20 protein-coding genes are annotated in these 18456 nt (G+C 70.5%); 4 read left to right on the forward strand and 16 right to left on the reverse strand.

Annotated features, from left to right (window positions below; all coding sequences use genetic code 11):
* Positions 1 to 11: 11 nt before the first annotated feature.
* On the reverse strand, positions 12 to 860 hold the full coding sequence (locus tag ACN0TP_RS16540) for a GAP family protein (protein ID WP_417220758.1): 849 nt from the start codon (positions 858 to 860) through the stop codon (positions 12 to 14).
* A gap of 126 nt (positions 861 to 986) precedes the next feature.
* On the opposite strand from ACN0TP_RS16540, the gene ACN0TP_RS16545 reads away from it, so the two are divergent.
* Positions 987 to 2324: a sensor histidine kinase gene (locus ACN0TP_RS16545; RefSeq protein WP_417220760.1), complete on the forward strand. Its 1338-nt coding sequence runs from the start codon at positions 987 to 989 to the stop codon at positions 2322 to 2324.
* The gene (locus ACN0TP_RS16550; RefSeq protein WP_417220762.1) at positions 2321 to 2974 is read left to right on the forward strand and encodes a response regulator; all 654 of its coding nucleotides are present in this window, start codon (positions 2321 to 2323) and stop codon (positions 2972 to 2974) included. The genes ACN0TP_RS16545 and ACN0TP_RS16550 overlap by 4 nt, the downstream gene beginning before the upstream one ends.
* Before the next feature lie 13 nt (positions 2975 to 2987).
* Here ACN0TP_RS16550 and ACN0TP_RS16555 read toward each other — a convergent pair whose 3' ends face one another.
* Genes ACN0TP_RS16555 through ACN0TP_RS16595 form a run of 9 tightly spaced genes read right to left on the reverse strand, consistent with a single transcriptional unit; the run spans position 2988 to position 8956 of the window.
* Positions 2988 to 3455, reverse strand: a complete 468-nt coding sequence (locus ACN0TP_RS16555; protein WP_417220764.1) for a hypothetical protein — start codon at positions 3453 to 3455, stop codon at positions 2988 to 2990.
* The gene (dapB, locus tag ACN0TP_RS16560) at positions 3456 to 4220 is read right to left on the reverse strand and encodes a 4-hydroxy-tetrahydrodipicolinate reductase (protein ID WP_417220767.1); all 765 of its coding nucleotides are present in this window, start codon (positions 4218 to 4220) and stop codon (positions 3456 to 3458) included.
* A gap of 18 nt (positions 4221 to 4238) precedes the next feature.
* Positions 4239 to 4685: a molybdenum cofactor biosynthesis protein MoaE gene (locus ACN0TP_RS16565; protein WP_417220769.1), complete on the reverse strand. Its 447-nt coding sequence runs from the start codon at positions 4683 to 4685 to the stop codon at positions 4239 to 4241.
* A complete protein-coding gene (locus tag ACN0TP_RS16570; RefSeq protein ID WP_417220771.1) occupies positions 4678 to 5166 on the reverse strand; it encodes a MogA/MoaB family molybdenum cofactor biosynthesis protein in 489 nt (162 codons plus the stop codon). Before ACN0TP_RS16570 ends, ACN0TP_RS16565 begins: the two co-directional genes overlap by 8 nt.
* The gene (gene moaC / locus ACN0TP_RS16575; protein WP_417220773.1) at positions 5163 to 5666 is read right to left on the reverse strand and encodes a cyclic pyranopterin monophosphate synthase MoaC; all 504 of its coding nucleotides are present in this window, start codon (positions 5664 to 5666) and stop codon (positions 5163 to 5165) included. The genes ACN0TP_RS16570 and moaC overlap by 4 nt, the downstream gene beginning before the upstream one ends.
* Positions 5663 to 6937: a gephyrin-like molybdotransferase Glp gene (glp, locus tag ACN0TP_RS16580; protein WP_417220775.1), complete on the reverse strand. Its 1275-nt coding sequence runs from the start codon at positions 6935 to 6937 to the stop codon at positions 5663 to 5665. The genes moaC and glp overlap by 4 nt, the downstream gene beginning before the upstream one ends.
* Before the next feature lie 23 nt (positions 6938 to 6960).
* Entirely contained in the window at positions 6961 to 7785 is an 825-nt protein-coding gene (locus ACN0TP_RS16585; protein ID WP_417220777.1) for a molybdate ABC transporter permease subunit, read from the reverse strand.
* The gene (modA, locus tag ACN0TP_RS16590) at positions 7782 to 8558 is read right to left on the reverse strand and encodes a molybdate ABC transporter substrate-binding protein (RefSeq protein ID WP_417220779.1); all 777 of its coding nucleotides are present in this window, start codon (positions 8556 to 8558) and stop codon (positions 7782 to 7784) included. The genes ACN0TP_RS16585 and modA overlap by 4 nt, the downstream gene beginning before the upstream one ends.
* Positions 8555 to 8956 (reverse strand): TOBE domain-containing protein, encoded by a 402-nt coding sequence (locus tag ACN0TP_RS16595; protein ID WP_417220780.1) that lies wholly within the window; start codon positions 8954 to 8956, stop codon positions 8555 to 8557. The genes modA and ACN0TP_RS16595 overlap by 4 nt, the downstream gene beginning before the upstream one ends.
* A gap of 148 nt (positions 8957 to 9104) precedes the next feature.
* On the opposite strand from ACN0TP_RS16595, the gene moaA reads away from it, so the two are divergent.
* Complete coding sequence (gene moaA, locus ACN0TP_RS16600) at positions 9105 to 10301, forward strand: GTP 3',8-cyclase MoaA (protein WP_417220782.1); 1197 nt, start codon at positions 9105 to 9107, stop codon at positions 10299 to 10301.
* Positions 10302 to 10574 carry a MoaD/ThiS family protein gene (locus ACN0TP_RS16605; RefSeq protein WP_417220785.1) on the forward strand — a complete coding sequence of 91 codons (273 nt, stop codon included), beginning with the start codon at positions 10302 to 10304 and terminating at the stop codon, positions 10572 to 10574.
* Positions 10575 to 10679: 105 nt separating this feature from the next.
* On the opposite strand, the gene ACN0TP_RS16610 is transcribed toward ACN0TP_RS16605, so the two are convergent.
* The 6 genes from ACN0TP_RS16610 to ACN0TP_RS16635 all read right to left on the reverse strand — a co-directional run bounded on the left by ACN0TP_RS16610 (position 10680) and on the right by ACN0TP_RS16635 (position 18385).
* Entirely contained in the window at positions 10680 to 12188 is a 1509-nt protein-coding gene (locus tag ACN0TP_RS16610) for an alanine/glycine:cation symporter family protein (RefSeq protein WP_417220787.1), read from the reverse strand.
* A gap of 131 nt (positions 12189 to 12319) precedes the next feature.
* On the reverse strand, positions 12320 to 13720 hold the full coding sequence (locus ACN0TP_RS16615; RefSeq protein WP_417220789.1) for a M16 family metallopeptidase: 1401 nt from the start codon (positions 13718 to 13720) through the stop codon (positions 12320 to 12322).
* 15 nt (positions 13721 to 13735) lie between these two features.
* The gene (locus tag ACN0TP_RS16620; RefSeq protein WP_417220791.1) at positions 13736 to 15967 is read right to left on the reverse strand and encodes a polyribonucleotide nucleotidyltransferase; all 2232 of its coding nucleotides are present in this window, start codon (positions 15965 to 15967) and stop codon (positions 13736 to 13738) included.
* Positions 15968 to 16233: 266 nt separating this feature from the next.
* Positions 16234 to 16503, reverse strand: coding sequence for a 30S ribosomal protein S15 (rpsO, locus tag ACN0TP_RS16625; protein ID WP_343900970.1), 270 nt, complete (start codon positions 16501 to 16503; stop codon positions 16234 to 16236).
* A gap of 108 nt (positions 16504 to 16611) precedes the next feature.
* Entirely contained in the window at positions 16612 to 17349 is a 738-nt protein-coding gene (locus ACN0TP_RS16630; protein WP_417220819.1) for a class I SAM-dependent methyltransferase, read from the reverse strand.
* Between the two features lie 76 nt (positions 17350 to 17425).
* Positions 17426 to 18385 carry a bifunctional riboflavin kinase/FAD synthetase gene (locus tag ACN0TP_RS16635; RefSeq protein WP_417220794.1) on the reverse strand — a complete coding sequence of 320 codons (960 nt, stop codon included), beginning with the start codon at positions 18383 to 18385 and terminating at the stop codon, positions 17426 to 17428.
* Positions 18386 to 18456: the final 71 nt, after the last annotated feature.

The raw sequence follows: 18456 nt of genomic DNA on the forward strand, positions 1-18456 counted from the left end.
GTGCAGGGGCGTCAGAGCCCCTGCAGCGCGTAGCGCACCAGCAGGAACCCGCCGGCACCCATGATCCACAGGACCGCCTCGGTCGAGGCCTTGCCCAGCCAGGCGCCCAACCGCTGCATCGGGGCCTCGACCCGCCCCTCCAGCAGGACGCGGGCGCCCAGTAGGAGGACCGCCGGCAGCAACATGACCAGGCAGTACAGGCCCAGCCAGCCAATGCCCGCCAGCACGGCCGGGCCCTCCACGGTGAGCACCCCGATGGCTGCCACGTAGGGCAACATAGTCGGCAACTCCAGCAGGCCGGCCGTCACGGCCAGAGCGACCAGGCCCCCGGGAGTCGTCAGCGCCCTCGAGATCCGTGCGCCCCAGCGTTGTTCGGCCGACGCGGCGCGGGAGGTGGCGGCGGAGGTGCCCTCCGGCACCACGGGGTGCACACCGCCGTCGTGCCCTGTCCGTGTCGGCTCACGCGTCGGTGTGGACGCCCGCGTCGGTGTCGACGCCCGGGCCGGCGTGGAAGGCCCCCGGGTGGGGGTCTTCGAGGCCCCCGAGGGGATCCAGTCCCTGAGGGCGAACCACAGCAACGTGGCGCCGGCGGCCAGGGCCAGCCAGTGCGCCGGGCGCGACGCGGCGAACGTGCGCGCACCCTCGCCCCAGGCGTCGAGCACGGTGGAGGCCGAGGTGAGCATCACGACGCCGACCAGGAAGTAGAACACGCCGATCACCGCCAGGTACACGCCGACCTTGCCCGCGATCCGGCCGGAGCCGCGGCGCAGCAGCAGCCAGACGGGGATCACGAGGGTGCCGATGCTGGTGCTGTCGATCAGCGCCAGGACCAGGAGCTTGAGCAGGTTGTCGGTCGTCATGGTCCCAGCGTGCCGCCGGGGCCAGCGTCCGCGCGTCGGCCGATGGATGCACGCGGGGTCATCCTTTGGTGCCATCTGCTGTGGTCCGCCCTTGGAACGCCCGGGTGACGCGGGCAGGATGGGACCATGGATTCCCCTCCCTCCCCGCTGGGCACCGCATGGCGCGCCATCCGCCGCGAGGACCTGCTGCTGGTCGTCGGCTATCCGGCGTTGATGTGGCTGCTGGCCACGGTGAACGGTGCCGATGCCGGTTGGTCGCCGTGGCCGGCGGCAGTGGTTGCGTGGTGGCCCGCGGTCGGCATCGCCGGGTCGCTGGCCCTGCTGTTGCGCCGGGGGGCGCCGTTCGTGATGGCGCCGGTGAGCGCCGCGGCGGGGGTCGTGCTGTTGCTGATGGGCCAGGGCGCCGGTTTCCTGCTGTTCTGGGAGACGGTGTTCTCGCTGGTGCTCTTTGCCGGCGACCGGGCCTCGCGGGCCACCGAGATCGCGGCGCTGGCGGCCACCGGCCTCGCCGCGGTGGCGGTGCTGGCCGCCACGTCCGACCTGCGCCAGGCCGTCATGACGGCGCTGCTGCTGGGCTTGTCGCTGCTGCTGCCAGCCGAATGGGCCTCGAACCTGCGCAAGGCGCGCAACCTCGCGGCGGCGGAAGCCTCCCGTGCCGGCGCGGTGGAGGAGGCGGCCCGGCAGCGGGCCACCATCGCCGCCGGCCGGCATGAACTGGCGTTGGCCACCGAGCGCCAGCGCATGGCCCACGAGCTGCACGACGTGCTCTCCGCGCGGCTCTCCGCGATCGCCCTGCAGACCGGTGCCGCGCTGCGCAGCGGGACCCCGGAGCTGTCCGCCGAGGTCCTCGCGCACGTCCGCGCCGAAAGCGTGGCGGGGCTCGGCGAGCTGGCCTCGATGATCCGTCTGCTCAATGCCGGCGAGGCGCGGGAATCCGCGGGCTCCATCGGGGACCTCGAGTCGCTGGTGGCCGCGCACGCCGCCGCCGGGGCGCGCGTCTCCGTGTCTAACACCGTCTCGGGCACGGAGGCGATTCCGTTGCAGGTCCAGACCGCCGTCTACCGCATCGTCGCCGAGGCACTGGTCAATGCGTTGCGCCATGCCCCGGGGTCGGCCATCGACGTCAGGCTGGCCGGGGGCCCGGGCGAGGGCCTGCTGCGCGTGCTCGTCGACAACGGACCGGCAGCCGCCGGCGGCACCTCCGCTGGGTCAGGGGACCCGGCCACCGGCGCGAGTCCTGGTTCGGCCGCGGGGCCCGGGACGATGACCGGGTTGACGAGTTTGCGGCTGCGCGCCGAACAGCTCGGCGGGACGCTGGAGGCCGGGGAGCACGACGGCGGGTGGCGGGTGGCTGCCCGGCTTCCGGTGGCCGCCACCCCGGAAGGCACCGTGGCGCGGACGGGTGCGGGCCCGGGGCCTGTCGCTGCCGCCGGCCCGGTCCCGGGGCACGGGGGCCGGCGATGAGCACGATCGGCGTGCTGCTGGCCGATGACCACGCGGCCATCCGGGTGGGCATGCGCATGGTCATCGAGACCCAGCCCGGGCTCACGGTGGTCGGTGAGGCGGCCGATGGGGCGAAGGCGGTGGACATGGCGCGGGTGCTGCGCCCCGACGTCGTGCTCATGGACCTGCGCATGCCGGTGGTGGACGGGATCCGCGCCACCCGGGAGATCACCCGGGCCGGCTGGTCCAAGGTCCTGGTGCTGACGACCTTCGACCACGATTCCTACCTGTTCGGTGCCCTCCGGGCCGGGGCGGACGGGTTCCTGCTCAAGTCGGCGGAACCGGCGGAGATCACGGCGGCGTTGCAGCGCGTCGTGGCCGGGGATTCTGTCATTTCCCCGGAGGTCACCGCCCGCATCGTCGCGGCGGCGCTCACCTCACGGCCGTCCGTGCAGCGGGAGCCGGATCCCGTCGACGCGGCGGTGCTCCCCCTGACCGATCGTGAACACGAGGTCCTGGGCTGCCTGGGCGAGGGCCTGTCCAACCACGCGATCGGCCGGCGGCTGGGCATTTCGGAGACGACGGTCAAGACCCATGTCTCGCGCGTGCTGGCCAAGCTCGGGCTCCAGTCCCGGGTGCAGGCCGCCCTGTTCGCCGGGCGGCGCCGCTGATCCGGTGGCCGGTTCAGCTTCCGGTCGTGGCCCGCGCATCGCCGGAGGCGCGGAACAGGCCGATGGCCCGGCGCATCGTTTCACGGGCCCGACGGCGGTCGCCCGACGCGTCGTAGGCCAGGGCGAGGCGGTGCAGGCTGCGCCAGCTTTCAGGGTGTGCCGTCGCTTCCTGCTGGTACTGCACGAAGTCCTCGTCGGCCGCCGACTTCACGATCCGCCCGGACGGGGTCCGCGGCAGGTTGTCCTCGGGCAGCAGGCCCTCGGACGCCAGGATGCCTGCCATGCGCTGGCTGCGCGATCCGAACAGGACCTCGCGGATCAGGATCCAGACGCCCAGGATGGGGATGAGCAGGGCGGCGACGCCGATGCCCTTGGCCAACGGTTCGGGGGCGCGGATGAGGGCGACCGAGCTGGCGAAGGAGGCGTAGAGGTACAGGGCGAACAGCAGCAGGATGCCGCCGACCCAGAGCTTGGTCTTCACTTAGGCGTTGCCTCCGAGGTCCAGGTAGTTGTCCAGCCCGTAGGCGAGCCCGGGGCGGGAGGCGACGGTGCGCAGGCCCAGCAGCACGCCGGGCATGAAGGAGACCCTGTCAAACGAATCGTGGCGCAGCGTCAGCTGTTCGCCGGCCGAACCGAGCAGGACCTCCTGGTGGGCGACCAGCCCACGCAGCCGCACCGAGTGCACGCGGACCCCGTCGACGTCGGCGCCGCGGGCGCCGTCCAGCAGGGTTTCGGTGGCGTCGGGACTGGCCGGGACCTTCGCGGCGGTCCTGGCCTTCGAGACCAGCTCGGCGGTGCGCACAGCGGTGCCGGAGGGGGCGTCGACCTTCTCCGGGTGGTGCAGTTCGATGATCTCGACGGATTCGAAGTACTTCGCGGCCCGGGCGGCGAAGGCAGATGCCAACACCGCACCGAGGGCGAAGTTCGGGGCGATCAGCACCCCGACCCCTGGATGTCCGGCGAGCAGTTCGGCCAGGTGTGCCCTGCGGGTGTCGGTCCAGCCGGTGGTTCCCACGACGGCGTGGATCCCGTGTTCGACGGCGAAGCGGACGTTGGCTTCGGTGCTGTCCGGGACGGTGAGGTCCACCACGTGGGTGGCCCCGGCGTCGAGGATCCCCTCCAGCGGGTCCTGCCGGCCGAGGGCGGCGACCAGCTCCATGTCCTCGGCGTTGCGGACCGCCTTCACGGCCTCGGCGCCCATGCGTCCTGTGGCTCCGAGGATGGCAACGGAAATCTGTGCAGTCATGCGCCCAAGGTTATCGCGTCAGGCCATGCCCACCCATTCGGTCTCGCCGTCGGCGAAGTGCTGTTCCTTCCACACCGGCACGCCGTGCTTGACCGCCTCGACCAGGTCACGGCACGCCTCGAAGGCCTCACCGCGGTGGGAGGCCGCCGCTGCGGCGACCAGGGCGGCGTCGCCGATGGCCAGTTCACCGGTCCGGTGGGCCGCCCAGAGGCGGGTGCCGGGGTGCCGGGAGGCGACCTCGGCGGCCAGTTCGGCCATCCGGGTGTCGGCGGTGGGGTGTGCGCTGTAGCCCAGGCGTTGGACCTCGCGGCCGGAATCGTGGTTGCGCACCACCCCGCCGAAGGTGACGACGGCGCCGGTGGCCTCGGTTTCCACGGCATCCCAGGCGGTCTCCACGTCGATCGGTTCCGCGGCCATGCCGGAGAAGACGACGACGCCGGCCGGGGTGCTGGTGGGTTCATTCATGTCCGTGTCCGCCTTCGATCTGTTCGCAGAGGTGTGAGATGACCGGGTCCAGCACGCCCAGGGCGTCGGCGACGCCGCCGGGTGAGCCGGGGAGGTTGATGATGAAGGTCCGCCCCGCGGTGCCGGCGTGGCCGCGGCCGAGCGCCGCGTGCGGGGTCTTGTCACGGCCCGCGGCGCGGATGGCCTCCATGAGGCCGGGGATCGTGCGCTCCAGCAGCCCTTCGGTCATCTCGGGGGTGCGGTCATCGGGCGACAGCCCGGTTCCCCCGCTGGTGATGATGACCGACGGGGAGTCCAGCAGCAGCCGGCGCAGCGCCTCGCGCACCGGTTCGCCGTCGGCGACGATGACCGCCTCCCCCGTCTGGAATCCGTGGGCGGCCAGCCACCCCGTGATGACCGGGGCGCTGCGGTCGGTGTAGACGCCCGCCGCGGCCCGGGTGGAGGCGATGAGCACGGCGGCCCGCCGCTGCGGGGCGTTCATGCCCGGTCCCCGTCCAGTGTCCAGTCTCCGCTCTTGCCGCCGGATTTGGCCAGCACCTTCGTCTCGGTGATGACCGCATGCTTGTCGACCGCCTTGGTCATGTCGTACAGGGCCAGTGCGGCCACCGATGCGGCGGTCAGGGCCTCCATCTCCACGCCGGTCACCCCACGGGTGGTGACACCGGCTTCGATGCGCACGGTGCCGGCTGCCGCGTCGGGGAAGAAGTCGACGGTGAGCTTGGCCAGCGGGAGCGGATGGCACAACGGGATGAGTTCGGGCGTCTTCTTGGCGGCCATGATCCCGGCGATCCGGGCAACGGCGAGGGCGTCGCCCTTGGGCAGGTCCCCCTGGGTGATCATCCTGATGACGTCGGGCCGGGTCTGCAACACCGCCTGCGCCCTGGCGGTGCGCGAGGTCTCGGCCTTGTGCGAGACGTCGACCATGTGGGCCGTTCCGTCGGCGCGGACGTGGCTGAGCCCGGGGCTTTGGGGGTCGGTCATGGGAGGTCTCCGTAGATCAGGGCGTCGACCGGTTCCCCGGCCGCGGGTGTGGGGGCGTCGGCGGGCAGCACCAGCAGGGCGTTGGCGGTGGCCAGTGCGTGGACCAGGTGGGAGCCGGGCCCGCCCACGGGGGTTGCCTCGGCCCCGCCGTCGTGCAGTATCCGCACCCGGCCGCGGCGGACCTGGAGTTTGCCCGCCGGTGGCGGGTCCAGCGCCACGGCCAGCCGGGCGCGGAGGACCCGTCGCGGTGCTGCCCCGGTGAGGTCGATGAGGGTGTCGCGCAGCAGGATCTCGAAGCTGACGACCCCGCTGACCGGGTTGCCGGGGAAGGCCACCAGGGGGGTCGGTGCGGTGCCGGGCAGGCGCAGCAGGCCGATCCCCTGCGGGCCTCCTGGCTGCATGGCGACCGAGCCGAAGTCGATGCCGTGCCCGGCCAGCGCCTGCCGGACCACCTCGTAGGCGCCCTGGCTGATGCCGCCACTGGTGACCAAGATGTCGTGGGCGGGCGCGTCGGCGGGGCCCAGCATGCCGGCCAGGGCAGCGGCGAAGGCGTCCGGGTCATCGGCGCTGATGCCGGCGCACCGGGTCTGGGCACCGGCTTCGGTGAACAGGCCGGCCAGCAGCGTGGAGTTGGCGTCGTGGATCTGCCCGGGGGCCAGCTCGGTGCCCGGTGCCCTGACCTCGTCCCCGGTGGCGAGGAGAAGCACGCGGGGTCGGCGGCGGACCGCCAGGGTGTCGATCCCCAGGGCGGCGGCCAGGCCCAGCTGCACGGGGCCCAGCCGGGTGCCGGCGGGAAGGGCGGTGGCGCCGGCGGCGATGTCGCTGCCGGCGGGCCGGATGAACTGTCCCGGCGGGATGTCGGTGGGCAGGGTGACGGTGGCACCGCCCGTGTCGGCGGGAGGAAACCGGGGTGGGTCGGCGCGTTCGATCGGCACCACGGCGTCGGCCCCGGCGGGCAGCATCGCCCCGGTCATGATCGGCACCACGGTGCCGGGCTGCAGGGCGGCTGCGGCGGCACCGGCGGGGATCGGGGCGCCGACGGGCAGCGCCGCGCCGTCTGCGGCCTCGGCCACCCGCAGGGCGTAGCCGTCCATCTGCGAATTATCGAACGGCGGCAGCGACCTCGGAGCCACCAGGTCTGCGGCCAGGACGCGGCCCAGGGCGTCGGGCAGGGGCAGGTCCTCGGTGCCCAGCCGGTCGGCCAACGGTGCCAACAGGCGGTGCAATGCGGCGCGGTGGTCCTCGACGGTGCGCCGGAAGCTGGAGTCCATGCGTTACATCCTACGGCGGCACCTCACCGCTCATGGCGGAAGATCCGGCCCACCGCCGTCCCGGCAATGACCAGCACGATCAGGTACAGCCCGATCAGCATCAGCGACACGCCCAGGGCTGCCTGCGGGTCGTTGGAGTTCAGGGCCAGCTCGATCTGCAGCGGCAGCGTCCGGGTGCGCCCGGCGACGGATCCGGCAAAGGTGATGGTGGCCCCGTATTCGCCCAGTGACCGGGCGAAGGCCAGCAGGGTGCCCACCAGGATGCCGGGGGCAGCCAGCGGCAGGGTGATGTGGGAGAGGATCTGCCAGGAGGACGCCCCGGCGTTCGCGCCGGCGAATTCCAGGTCGGTGTCCACCGATTCGATGCTGCTCAGCGCGGAGACCACGAAGAAGGGCAACGAGACGAAGACCTGGACCAGGACCACCGCCGCCGGGCTGAACCCGATGCCCAGTCCCAGCGCATCCAGCCAGCCGCCCACCAGGGTCTGCCGCCCCCAGAAGTACAGCAACGCCAACCCGGAGACCACCGGGGAGAGCACCAGCGGCACCACCAGCAGACCCCGCAGCAACGCCAGCACCGCCCCGTGCAGGCGGGAGAGCAGCACGGCCAGCGGCAGGCCCAGCACGAAGCACACCACGGTGGAGGCGCCCGCCGTCGTCAGCGACAGTCCCAGGGCCGTGCGGGAGTCTTCACGGGCGAGCAGGGCCGGCAGGTCGTGCCAGTTGGCGGCGACGAACAGGGCGACGAGCGGTCCGGCCAGGGCGGCCAGCCCGATCGCCGCCGGGACCCACAGCCAGCCGGGCGTCGTCGCCCTGAGCAGGCGGGGTGAGAGGGGAATACGGGTCACGGCCGGGAGAAGCCCGCTTCGCTGAACAGCGCAGTGGCCGCATCGCCCTGCAGCCACTGGGCGAACTTCTTCGCCGCGTCGGGTGCGTCGTTGGCGACCAGCAGCGGGTAGACGTTGGGCTTGATGTTCGGCAGCTCGATCGCCCTGACCTGCTCCCCGGCGGCGGCCGCGTCGGTCGCGTAGACGAATCCGGCGTCGACCTGGCCGGCGGTGACCTTGGTCAGCACGGCGCGGACGTCGTCCTCTTCGCTGACGGTGCCCAGCGTGATGCCCTCCGATTCCAGGTAGCCGTTCGCCGCCCGCCCACACGGGACGGCGGGAGCGCAGATCGCCACGGCGTCGGCGTCCGGCAGCTGGTTCACGCCGGTGATCTTCGAATCGGCGGGCACGGCCAGCACCAGGGAGTTGGAGAGCAGGTTCACGGGCGTGGCGAACGCTCCGGGGTCCTCCAGCGCCTTCGGGGCCTCGGTGTCGGCGGTGACCAGCACGTCGGGACGCTCCCCGGCGTTGGCCTGCTGGACCAGCTTCGAGGAGGCCCCGAGGTTGATCTGGATCGTGGTCGCATCCCCCGTGTCCTGCGCGTAGGCGGCGGTCAGCTCGGGGGCCACGTCGGTCAGCGAGGCGGCTGCGGAAAACTGCACGACGCCGGTGCTCCCCCCGGTGCCCGCGGAGCCCGATGCCGGGCTGGAGGAGGCCCCGGTGCCGGCCGCCGAGGCGCAGCCGGAGAGCAGCAGGGCGCTGGCCGCCAGTGCGGTGATGATGCGGGTCTTCATGGTTGTCCCTTGGTTTCGATGATGACGTTCGTTGACTTGATGACTGCGGTGGCGATGCTCCCCGGTTCCAGTCCCAGGTCCCGTACCGCCTCGCTGCTCATGAGCGAGACCACCCGGAACGGGCCGCATTGCAGTTCCACCTGGGCCATGACGCGGTCGGCGGTGACGGCGGTGACCAGTCCGACGAACCGGTTGCGGGCCGAGGAGGCCACATGCGCCGGGTCGGTGGGGGTGTTGGCCAGCCCGCGGATGTAGGCGGCCAGCTCGGTGCCGTCGACGGTGATCCTTCCTGCGGCGTCCTTGCCGGCCGCCAACTGGCCGGAATCGAGCAGGCGCCGCACGGTGTCGTCACTGACCCCCAGGAACCGGGCCGCCTCGGAAACTCTCAAATGCGTCATGATCGTAGCCTAGTCGACGCAATTGCGGTGATGTGAGGATCATTACTCCGGAACCCGACATCGGCGCTCCCACCCGGATCCGCGGGACGGTGTGACGGAGGCACCCCGGGCCCCTGAATTCCGGCCGGATCTGGACTACCCTCGGAAGATGACCTGCAGCACACATTCCGCCACCCCGGCCGGGCCCGGCGGCGCGTCGGCCCCGGTGTCGCTGGGCCTGCCGACGATCCCCGCACCGGGCACCTCCGGCCCCGAGACGGCCCACGGGACCGTGCCTCCACCCGCGCCGGGAGACGATCCGCGCCTGGTGGACCGCTTCGGCCGCGTCGCCACCGACCTGCGCATCTCGCTGATCGACAAATGCAACCTGCGCTGCACCTACTGCATGCCCGCCGACGGGCTGGCCTGGCTGCCCGCCGAACGCCTGCTGACCGCCGGGGAGATCCGCCGCCTGGTGCGCATTGCGGTGGACACCCACGGGGTGCGCGAACTGCGCCTGACCGGCGGCGAACCGCTGGTGCGCAAGGACCTGGTGGAGATCATCGCCTCGATCCGCGCGGACCATCCGGACCTGCCGATCTCGATGACCACCAACGGCGTCGGCCTCGCGGCCAAGGCCGGTGCCCTCGCCGAGGCCGGCCTCTCGCGCATCAACGTCTCGCTGGACACCATCCACGCCGAATCGTTCGCGAAGCTGACCCGGCGGAACTTCTTCCACAAGGTGCTCGAGGGCATCGAGGCCGCCGACGCCGCCGGCCTGCGCCCGATCAAGATCAACGCGGTGCTGCTGCGCGGGGTCAACGACACCGAAGCGGCCGACCTGCTGGACTGGTCGCTTGAGCGCGGCTTCGAACTGCGGTTCATCGAGCAGATGCCCCTGGATGCCGACCACGGCTGGACCCGCACCAACATGGTCACCGCCGAGGACACCCGCGAACTGCTGCGCACCCACTACGACCTCTCCGTCTCCCCCGACGCCCGCGACGGCGCCCCGGCCGAGCGCTACGTCGTCCGCGCCCTGCCCGATCCGGGCGTGGGAACCGGCGCCGCCCCCGGCGAGGTCCTGGGCACGGTGGGCATCATCGCCTCGGTGACCGAGCCGTTCTGCGCCGACTGCCGCCGCACCCGCATCACCGCCGAGGGCAAGATCATGAGCTGCCTGTTCTCCCGCGAGGAGACGGACCTGACGGCGCTGCTGCGCTCGGACGCCACCGACGCCCAGGTCGCCGACCGGTGGCGGGCCGCCATGTGGGCCAAGCCCCGCGCCCACGGCATGGACCACACGGGCCTGGGCGACCAGGATTTCGTCCAGCCGGACCGCTCCATGAGCGCCATCGGAGGTTAAGTGAAGGTCAGGTTCTTCGCCGCTGCCGCAGCCGCGGCCGGCACCACCGAAGTGGATGTCCCCCTCGCCGCCATCGGGCACGACGGCGGCACGCTGGCGGCGCTGCTGGCACACCTTCCCCGGGTGGTCCCCGGCGGCACCTCCGGGCCCCCGCTGGACCGGGTCGTCTCGCGCTCCAGTTTCCTCATCAACGAGACAGCTGCCCGTGACCGCTCACGCCGGCTAGCCGAGCAGGACGTCATCGACATCCTGCCGCCCTTTGCCGGCGGCTGAGACCGGCCACACGCCCTCCGCCACCACACGACGCAGCGGCCGGCCACCCCGGATGGATATCCGTCAGGTGGCCGGCCGCTGTACTGCCCGGGGCCCGGTGTGGGATCAGTCCCGGATGCGGTCCTTCAACCGTCCGTAGTTGTGGCTGGAGCCGACCACGTCGCCGGATTTCCATTCCTCCCACCCCGGACGGTCGGCCATGAATGCCTCGATCTCCTCCTTGGTGGCCTCCAGCTTCGGGTCGTGCTTGAGGTAGTGCCTGGTCTCGCGGGCGATCAGCCCGGAGAGCACCAGTAGTCCGACGAGGTTCGGCAGCGCCATCATCCCGTTCATCACGTCAGAGAACGCCCAGACGACACCGAGCTCGACAGTGCAGCCGATGAAGACGACGAGCGAGAAGACCACACGGAACGGCATCACGGTGCGCCGGCCGAACAGGCGCTCCATGTTCCGTTCCCCGTAGTAGGACCACCCGAGGATGGTGGAGAACGCGAAGAGCACCAGGCCGATCGTCACGATCCAGTGGCCCCATTCCCCGGGAAGCCCGTGGGTGAAGGCCTCACCGGTCATCAGTGCCGCGGAGATCTGTTCGCCCGTTTCCGGGTCGACTTCCTTCCAGGCACCGGTGGTGACGATGACCAAGCCGGTGAAGCTCACCACGATGATCGTGTCGATGAACGTCTGCGTCATCGACACCAGGCCCTGGCGGACCGGGTGGGTGGTCTGCGCCGCCGCCGCGGCGATCGGGGCCGAACCGAGCCCCGACTCGTTGGAGAACAGCCCGCGGGCCACACCGAACTGGACGGCGATGATGATCGCCGAGCCGGCGAAACCTCCGATCGCCGAGGTGCCGGTGAAGGCGTCGCTGAAGATGAGGCCCAGGGCCTCCGGGAGCTGTCCGATGTTGACCAGCAGGATGTAGAGGGCACCCAGGACGTAGAAGACGATCATGACCGGCACGAGTCCTGCCGTCACGGCACCGATGGATTTGATGCCACCGACGAGGACCACCATCGCCAGGACGGTCAGGACCAGCCCGGTCACCCACGGTGCGACGCCCCAGCTGCTCTCGACGTTGGAGGCGATGGAGTTGCCCTGGGTCATGTTGCCGATGCCGAAGCAGGCCAGGACGGCGAAGATCGCGAACATCAGGCCCAGGATCTTGCCCAGTGGGCCCTTGATGCCGCGCTCCAGGTAGTACTGGGGGCCGCCGGACTTCTCACCGGCGGCGTCGGTGCCGCGGAACCGCACGGCCAGGTAGGCCTCGGAGTATTTGGTGACCATGCCCAGCAGGCCGGTCATCCACATCCAGAACAGGGCGCCCGGCCCACCGATGCCGATGGCGGTGGCGACGCCGACGATGTTGCCGGTGCCCACCGTGGCGGCCAGGGCGGTGGTCAGGGCCTGGAACTGGGAGATGTCGCCTTCGGCGCCGACATCCTTGCGTTTGAGGATGCCCAGCCGCAGGGCGGCACCCAGTTTGAGGAACTGCAGTCCCCCCAAGCGGATCGTCAGGTAGAGACCGGTGCCCAGGAGCAGCGGTATCAGCATGTAGGGACCCCAGACGATGCTGCCAATGTCCGAGAGAACGGACTCCAACTTGTCGAAATTCATGGCATTGAGCCTCTCAAGGTATGCGGGAGATGATGTGGGTGATCGGGACCACATCATTCCGAGCATAGGGCCATCGCCGCGGTTTCCGGGGCAAGTGGGGTGACCCGGGTGTGCCGCGGGGCGCCGCGTGCCTAGAGGCCGAAATCCGCCGGGCTGTCGAAGGGGCCCACGACCGTGACGGTCCGGGGGCGGGCGGCCAGCTCGCGGGCCAGGGCGTGGACCGCGTCGGCGGTGACGGCCTGCACGCGGGCCAGCGACTCGTCGAGGTCCTGGAAGAAGCCGGTGACGAGTTCGGCACGGCCCAGCCGCGACATGCGCGATCCGGGGTCCTCCAGGGCGAGCACCATGCCTCCCGAGAGTTGGCCGATGGCCTTGCGCAGTTCCTCGGCGGTGATGCCGTCCGCAGCCAGCTTGTCCAGCTCCTCGCCGAGCAGGCCGATGACTTGGCCGGTCTTGCCGGGGGCACAGCCGGCATACATGCCGAAGTAGCCGACGTCCGAGTAGGCGGCGGAGAAGGAGTAGGTGGAGTACACCAGGCCACGCTTTTCGCGGATCTCCTGGAACAGGCGCGATGACATGCCGCCGCCCAGCACGGCGTTGAGCACGCTCATGGTGTGCCGGCGTTCGTCGGTGGCGACGATGCCGGGGCAGCCCATGATGATGTTGGTCTGCTCGACGGGGCGGCGGATGACGTCGATGGTGTGCTGGCCGGCGATGGGGACCGGCTCGGTGCTGCGGCGCGGTTCGGGCAGGGCCCCGTCCTCCAGCGTCCAACCGGCGGTGCGCAGGGCCTGGAGGACCTGGCTGCAGACGTCGTCGTGGTCCAGGGAGCCGGCGACCGTGACGACCAGCTCGCTGGGCTTGTAGTACCTGCGGTAGTGGTCCACGACTGCGTCGCGGCCGATGGACAGGATGGCCTCCGGCGTGCCGCCGATGGGGCGGGCCAGGGGGTGGGTGCCGAGCACCGCGGATACGAACTTCTCGTGGGCTACGTCGCCGGGGTCATCGCTGTCCATGGCGATCTCCTCGAGGATGACGTCGCGTTCCTGTTCGAGTTCCTGGGGATCTAGCACCGCTGAGGTGATCATGTCGGCGATCACGTCGATGGCCAACGGCAGGTCCGCGTCCAGGACACGGGCAAAGTAACAGGTGTTTTCCTTCGCCGTGGCGGCATTGGATTCACCGCCGACCTCATCGAAGGCGGAGGCGATGTCCATCGCACTGCGGCGGGTGGTGCCCTTGAAGAGCAGGTGTTCGAGGAAATGGGTGGATCCGTGCTGGCCATCGGCCTCGTCACGCGATCCCACACCGACCCAGAAGCCGATGGTTGCGGAGCGCTGCCCGGGCATCGCCTCGGTCAGCACCCGCACCCCGCCGGGGAGGACGGAACGGCGCACCAGCGCCCCTCCGGCCTCCCCGTGCAGGATGGTTGGATCCCCGTCGTCGACCGGTGTGCCGGTGCCGGGGGCACCTGCTTCAGCGGTGGACGGGAACATTCCCGCGCCGTGCAGCGGCAGAGGAATCAATGCCATAGGTGTAGCTCGTCCCTACGCGTTGGCGGGCGAGGACTCGGCCTCGTCGGCGACGACAGGCGACAGGGAGAGCTTTCCGCGGTCATCGACCTTGGTGATCTCCACCTGGAGCTTCTGGCCCACGGAGACGACGTCTTCGACGTCGTCGACGCGCTTGCCACCGGCGAGCTTGCGCAGCTCGGAGATGTGCAGCAGTCCGTCCTTGCCCGGGGTCAGGGACACGAAGGCGCCGAACGTGGTCAGCTTCACCACGGTACCGAGGTAGCGTTCGCCGACCTCCGGAACCATCGGGTTGGCGATCGCGTTGATGGCGGAGCGGGCGGCCTCGGCGGATTCGCCATTGGTCGCACCGATCAGGACCGTGCCGTCATCCTCGATGGAGATGTCGGCGCCGGTGTCCTCCTGGATGGTGTTGATCATCTTGCCCTTCGGGCCGATGACCTCACCGATTTTGTCCACGGGGATCTTCACCGAGATGATGCGCGGAGCGAACTCGCTCATTTCATCCGGGGTGTCGATGGCGGAGTTGATCACCGAGAGGATGTGCAGGCGGGCTTCGCGGGCCTGCTTCAGCGCGGCGGCCAGCACGGAGGCCGGGATGCCGTCGAGCTTGGTGTCCAGCTGGATGGCCGTGACGAACTCGGAGGTGCCGGCGACCTTGAAGTCCATGTCGCCCATGGCATCTTCGGCACCCAGGATGTCGGTCAGCGCCGCGTAGCGGGTCTGGCCGTCGACCTGGTCGGAGACCAGGCCCATGGCGATGCCGGCGACCGGTGCGCGCAGCGGCACACCGGCGTTGAGCAGCGACAGGGTCGAGGCGCAGACCGAGCCCATCGACGTGGAGCCGTTGGAGCCCAGCGCCTCGGAGACCTGGCGGATCGCGTAGGGGAATTCCTCGCGGGTCGGCAGCACGGGAACCAGGGCGCGCTCGGCGAGTGCGCCGTGGCCGATTTCGCGGCGCTTCGGGGAACCGACGCGGCCGGTTTCACCGGTGGAGTACGGCGGGAAGTTGTAGTTGTGCATGTAGCGCTTGCGCGTCACCGGCGACAACGAGTCGATCTGCTGCTCCATCTTGAGCATGTTCAGCGTGGTGACGCCCATGATCTGGGTTTCCCCACGCTCGAAGATCGCCGAACCGTGCACGCGGGGCAGGACCTCGACCTCGGCGGTGAGCTGGCGGATGTCCGTCAGTCCACGGCCGTCGATGCGGACCTGTTCGGTGAGGATGCGCTGGCGCACGACCTGCTTGGTGACGGCGCCGAAGGCCTTGGAGACCTCGTTGCCGCGGCCCTCGAAGTCCTTGCCCTCGCCGGCGAGCTGCTCGACGATCTCATCGCGGTACACGCTGGAGGCGTTGTCGCGCTCCTGCTTGTCGGCGATGGCGAAGATGCTGGCCAGCTTCGTGGAAGCTGCAGACTCGACGGCTGCGTAGACGTCGTCCTCGTAGTCGCGGAAGACCGGGAATTCCACGGTCGGCTTGGCGGCGCGGGAGGCCAGGTCGGCCTGCGCGTCGCACAGGACCTGGATGAACGGCTTGGCTGCCTCGAGGCCCTCGGCGACGACCTCTTCGGTCGGTGCGGTGGCGCCGTTTTCCTTGATCAGGTTCCAGGCGTGGTCGGTGGCCTCGGCCTCGACCATCATGATGGCGACGTCGTCACCGGCCACACGGCCGGCCACGACCATCGAGAACACGGCGTTCTCGAGCTGGGAGTGCTTCGGGAAGGCCACCCACTGGGCGCCGTTGCCGTCGTCGACCAGGGCAACGCGGACGCCGCCGATGGGGCCGGAGAACGGCAGGCCGGAGAGCTGGGTCGACATCGAGGAGGCGTTGATGGCCACCACGTCGTACAGGTCGTCCGGGTTGATGGACAGGATGGTGACGACCACCTGGACCTCGTTGCGCAGGCCCTTGACGAAGGCGGGGCGCAGCGGGCGGTCCATGAGGCGGCAGGCCAGGATGGCCTCGGTCGAGGGGCGGCCCTCGCGGCGGAAGAAGCTGCCCGGGATGCGCCCGGCAGCGTACATGCGCTCCTCGACGTCCACGGTCAGCGGGAAGAAGTCAAAGCCCTCGCGGGGGTGCTTGCCGGCCGTGGTGGCCGAGAGCATCGACGTGTCGTCGTCGATGTAGACCATGGCCGCGCCGGCGGCCTGCTGGGCGAGGCGCCCGGTCTCAAAGCGGATGGTGCGCGATCCGAACCGGCCATTGTCGATGACCGCTTCTGCGAACTGGATTTCGGGACCCTCCATGGAGAGTCACCTCCGTTTCTCGTTTGGCGCAGGGCCAGCCGATCTCCTCCGGTTCCACCGGAGGGGGCACCCGGTCTTCGATCGAGGCCCACGGGGTGTCCGGCGTCGTGCCGTTTTCCGTAAACCACTACCGAGGACCGCGAATGTCCGAGATGGCTGGTTCCTGCAGTTTTCACTTGTGGTGGTGGCGCGGGGCCCCTGGCCCGTTGCCAGAAAGCGGCCCCTCACCGGTTGCCCGGCGGGAGGACCGCTTTCCGTGGAACCGACTAGCGGCGCAGGCCGAGACGCTCGATGAGCGCACGGTAGCGGACGATGTCGGTGTCCTTCAGGTAACCGAGCATGCGACGACGGCGACCAACCATGCCCATGAGGCCACGGCGGGTGTGGTGGTCGTGCTTGTGGGTCTTCAGGTGCTCCGTCAGGTCCAGAATACGACGGGACAGAACTGCAATCTGCACCTCGGGTGAACCCGTGTCGCCTTCGTGGGTGGCGTAAGCCTTGATGATTTCGGTCTTGACAGCAGCGTCGAGGGCCACATGAACTCCTGGAGTTGTACCGCGAACAGGTAAGGTGCCGTTTCCGGCGTGGTGACACGCAACCGCGGACTGCAGCGCACACCACCAGCCAGTCTAGCATCACCGCGCCTACCGGCGGTGGGCCCGCCAGGCGTGCGTGTAGTACGGCAGGCCCAGCGGCTGGCCTGGTTGCAGGGCGAGGTGCTCGTACAGGTACCAGACGAGGTTGCCCTCCACGCGGGCCCGGGTGGGGGGATCGGCACGCAGGTAGTAGCTGCGCGACTTGGCCAGCTCGATGAGGTGCTCGGGGGTGACGGGTTGTTCCCAGTGGACCCGCAGCGGTTCCGGGCCGGAGAATTCGGGGCCGATCGCCGGAACGAATTCGGGACGGTGGACGTCCCCGGCATGCATGATCCGGCTGAGCCGGTGCACCCAGGGGACGGTGACGTCGAGCTGGTTCCAGATCAAACCCAACCGGCCCCCGGGGCGCAGGATCCTGGCGGTCTCGGCGGAGGCGCGCGGGACGTCGACCCAATGCCACGCCTGCGCGTAGGTGGCCACGTCGAAGGCGGCGTCGGGCAGGCCGGTGGACTCGGCGGTTGCCTGGACGGTGGCCGGGGCGCCGGACTTGCGGCGCAGCTGGGTGAGCATGTCGGCGGAGGGGTCCACCGCCGTCGTGCCCAATCCGCGGGAGGCCAGTTGCAGGGTCAGGATGCCGGTGCCGGCGCCGAGGTCGACGGCGTCACGGGCGCCGTCGGGGACCAGGAAGTCCACCGCGTCGTCCGGATACCCGGGGCGCACCGCGTCGTAGAGCCCGCCACCGGTGGCGAAGGCGGCCCCGAAGGCCAGGCGGCGGGCGTCATCCATCGCCGGCGCCCGGGCGGGCAGGTTGGGGATGGGCGCCCCGGCCGCGGGCCGGGTCACCGGTGCCGCGGGTCCGCGCTCAGGCGCCGGCCCGGTCATGGGCCAGGATGGCGCGGGCGCGTTCGACGTCGTCGTTCATCTGCTCGATCAGGGCCTCGACGCCGTGGTAGGCGACCATGGGGCGCAGCCGGGCGACGAATTCGATGACTGCCTGCTGCCCGTAGAGGTCGAAGTCGCCGACGTCCTCGGCGGGGCGGTCGATGACATGGGCCTCGACCTGGCGGCTGACGCCTTCGAAGGTGGGGTTGGAGCCGACGGAGATCGCAGCGGGCCAGGCCATCTCCGACTCGTCGAGAAGCCATCCGGCGTAGACGCCGTCCGCGGGGATGATGCCGGAGGCGTCGGTGGCCAGGTTCGCCGTCGGGAAGCCCAGCTCGCGGCCGCGGGCGGCCCCGTGGACGATTTCCCCGCGCATGCGGTGCGGGCGCCCGAGGATCTCGTTGGCGGTGGCCACGTCGCCATCGGTGAGTGCCTCCCGGATCCAGGTGGAGGACCAGCGCCGTTCGTCCCCGATGTCGTCGATGCCGATGACGTCGAACCCGTACTGGCGGCCCAGGGCGACCATGGTGTCGAAATCCCCTGCGTTTCCGCGGCCGAAGCGCACGTCGTGCCCGATGACCACGGCGCAGGCGTGCAGGCGGTCCACGATGATGCCCTTGACGAATTCCCCGGCGGTGGCCTGGGCGAACTCCAGCGTGTAGTGGAGCATCAGCAGCGCGTCGATGCCGGTGGCGGCCAGCGAGTCGATCCGGTCGGCCAACCCCATGATCAGCGGCGGGCAGGTGTCCGGGCGGTGGACCTGGGCCGGGTGGGGGTCGAAGCTGATGGCGACGGAGGATGCGTGGCGCCGGGCGGCCAGGGCGGTCAGCGTGGAGAGCACCTCTCGGTGGCCCCGGTGGACGCCATCGAAGTTGCCGATGGTGACGACCGATGGCCCGAAGTCCGCGGGAACGGATTCGAGGCCTTTCCAGTAGTGCACTGTGCTCCTTGGGGATGCGGCTGTTTCGGTGGCGGTGATGACGCGTTTTCCATTATTCACGATCGGCACGC

The organism is Arthrobacter sp. (genome assembly GCF_048266065.1).
In the GTDB taxonomy this organism is placed as follows: domain Bacteria; phylum Actinomycetota; class Actinomycetes; order Actinomycetales; family Micrococcaceae; genus Arthrobacter_H.

Coding starts and splice junctions, on each gene's coding strand:
- ACN0TP_RS16610 (WP_417220787.1), bottom strand. CDS start 12,188: ATGAATTTCGACAAGTTGGAGTCCGTTCTCTCGGACATTGGCAGCATC.
- ACN0TP_RS16550 (WP_417220762.1), top strand. CDS start 2,321: ATGAGCACGATCGGCGTGCTGCTGGCCGATGACCACGCGGCCATCCGG.
- glp (WP_417220775.1), bottom strand. CDS start 6,937: ATGGACTCCAGCTTCCGGCGCACCGTCGAGGACCACCGCGCCGCATTG.
- ACN0TP_RS16545 (WP_417220760.1), top strand. CDS start 987: ATGGATTCCCCTCCCTCCCCGCTGGGCACCGCATGGCGCGCCATCCGC.
- ACN0TP_RS16540 (WP_417220758.1), bottom strand. CDS start 860: ATGACGACCGACAACCTGCTCAAGCTCCTGGTCCTGGCGCTGATCGAC.
- ACN0TP_RS16620 (WP_417220791.1), bottom strand. CDS start 15,967: ATGGAGGGTCCCGAAATCCAGTTCGCAGAAGCGGTCATCGACAATGGC.
- ACN0TP_RS16630 (WP_417220819.1), bottom strand. CDS start 17,349: ATGGATGACGCCCGCCGCCTGGCCTTCGGGGCCGCCTTCGCCACCGGT.
- dapB (WP_417220767.1), bottom strand. CDS start 4,220: ATGACTGCACAGATTTCCGTTGCCATCCTCGGAGCCACAGGACGCATG.
- ACN0TP_RS16615 (WP_417220789.1), bottom strand. CDS start 13,720: ATGGCATTGATTCCTCTGCCGCTGCACGGCGCGGGAATGTTCCCGTCC.
- moaC (WP_417220773.1), bottom strand. CDS start 5,666: ATGACCGACCCCCAAAGCCCCGGGCTCAGCCACGTCCGCGCCGACGGA.
- modA (WP_417220779.1), bottom strand. CDS start 8,558: ATGAAGACCCGCATCATCACCGCACTGGCGGCCAGCGCCCTGCTGCTC.
- ACN0TP_RS16595 (WP_417220780.1), bottom strand. CDS start 8,956: ATGACGCATTTGAGAGTTTCCGAGGCGGCCCGGTTCCTGGGGGTCAGT.
- moaA (WP_417220782.1), top strand. CDS start 9,105: ATGACCTGCAGCACACATTCCGCCACCCCGGCCGGGCCCGGCGGCGCG.
- ACN0TP_RS16570 (WP_417220771.1), bottom strand. CDS start 5,166: ATGAACGCCCCGCAGCGGCGGGCCGCCGTGCTCATCGCCTCCACCCGG.
- ACN0TP_RS16565 (WP_417220769.1), bottom strand. CDS start 4,685: ATGAATGAACCCACCAGCACCCCGGCCGGCGTCGTCGTCTTCTCCGGC.